Origin of the sequence: Pseudokineococcus marinus, assembly GCF_013004605.1 — a bacterium.
GTDB lineage: Bacteria > Actinomycetota > Actinomycetes > Actinomycetales > Quadrisphaeraceae > Pseudokineococcus > Pseudokineococcus marinus.
In genome coordinates, this window is the sequence record NZ_JABEMA010000473.1 from 1 (window position 1) to 1,698 (window position 1,698).

Genomic DNA, 1,698 nt, shown 5'->3' on the forward strand with positions numbered 1-1,698 from the left:
GCGACGCGCCCGCGACCGCGCTCGAGCAGCACCGCGGCGCCGCGCGGGCGCCCGCGCAGGTGGTGGGTGAGCCCGACGGCGAGCTGGGCGAGCCCCTGCCAGAGGTCGCGCTCGTCCTCGGGGCAGGACTTCCACACGCCCTCGAGCACCTCGTGGGCGTGGAAGGGCATGCCCGCGTCGAGCAGGCGCTGCGCCTCCACCAGTGCCTCGGGCGGCGGCAGCACGAGGTCCTCGGGCACGCGGGGCACCCCCGCCGCGCCGCGGGGCAGGGGGCGGCCGAGCTCGTCACGCGGTCGCGCGTTCTGGGGGCGTCCCCGCTCGTCGCGCTCGCGGGCGCCGGCGCTCACGGGGCGCCCCCGTCGTCGTCACCGTCGTCGTCCCCGTCGTCGGCGACGCGGAGCAGGCCGTCGCCCAGGAGGCCGCGGACGGCCGGCAGCACCTCCGCGGCGACCTCCTCGGCCGGGCGCTCGAGCAGCGCCGCGACGGCGCCCACGAGCGTGCCGAGCGGCAGCTCGCCGTCGCACGCCCCGACGACGCCCGCGACGGCGGTGCCCACGCGCACGACCCGCCCGAACCCGCCGCCCTGGCGCAGCAGGACGACCTCGGGGTGCTCGGCGCCCGGCCTGGCGTGCCGTTCCTCGGTGACGTCGTCGGCCACCCGCAGGCGCCGCGACGCGAGCCCGGCGTCGTCGAGGTCGGCGAGGAGGTCGGCGGCGGCGAGGACGTCGGCGACGTGGGCGCCCAGCGGCCCGGCGGCGGGGCCGGCGACCTCCTCGAGGCGGCGCAGGCGGCCCCCTGCGCCCGTGCGGGGGCGCCGCAGGACGAGCATCCCGAGCCCGACCGCCTCCACGCGGCGGGCGGCCAGGTCGTCGAGCCAGGCGCCGACGAGCGCGTCGAACGCGGGCCCGGGCGGCTGGCCGCCGTCGCGCACCCACGTCTCGGCGTAGGCGGCCGGGTCGAGCACCTCCCGCTGGACGACCCACCCGTCCAGCCCGCTCGCGTCGAGCCACGCGCCGACGCGCTCCCGCCACGGCTCGCCGTCGCGGTGCTCCCAGTTGCCGAGGAGCTGGGCGGTGCCCCCCGGCGCGAGCACCTCGCCGACGTGCTCGACGAGGTGCTGGACGAGCGCGTCGCCCACCGCTCCGCCGTCGCGGTAGTCGTAGGTCGGCACGCCCGCGCCGCGCGGGGTGATGACGAACGGCGGGTTGGAGACGACGAGGTCGAACTCCTCTCCCGCCACCGGCTCGAGCAGGCTGCCGCGGCGCAGGTCGACGGGGGCGCGCCGGCCCGCCGCCGACGGGTCGCCCCCGGGGCCGGGGGCGGCGTCGTCGAGCGCGAGGGTGAGGGCCGCCAGGCGCAGCGCCCGCGACGAGACGTCGGTGGCCACGACCTCGCGGGCGTGCCGGCGCAGGTGCAGGGCCTGGACGCCGCAGCCGGTGCCGAGGTCGAGGGCGCGGCCGACCTCACCGCGGACGGTCGCGCGGGCCAGCGTCGTCGAGGCGCCGCCGATGCCGAGGACGTGGTCGGTGCGCAGGGGGCCGGGCACCGCCATCTCGCCGAGGTCGGAGGCCACCCACCAGTCGGCCGGGCCGCGGGCGTCCACGGCGGCGTAGGGCCGCAGCTCGACGAGCGGCGCCACGAGCCCGTCGTCGGTCCGCCGCACGAGGCCGAGCCGGGCGGCGCCGTCGACGCCGCACC

2 protein-coding genes are annotated in these 1,698 nt (G+C 80.4%); both read right to left on the bottom strand.

Annotated elements, in window-relative coordinates; all coding sequences use genetic code 11:
- Window positions 1-347, bottom strand: a 347-nt coding sequence (locus tag HLB09_RS20210) for a DUF309 domain-containing protein (RefSeq protein ID WP_171204424.1), incomplete at its 3' end; no start/stop codon positions are given.
- On the bottom strand, window positions 344-1,698 hold a 1,355-nt coding region (locus HLB09_RS16710), incomplete at its 5' end, for a methyltransferase (protein WP_171204425.1). The genes HLB09_RS20210 and HLB09_RS16710, both read right to left, overlap by 4 nt.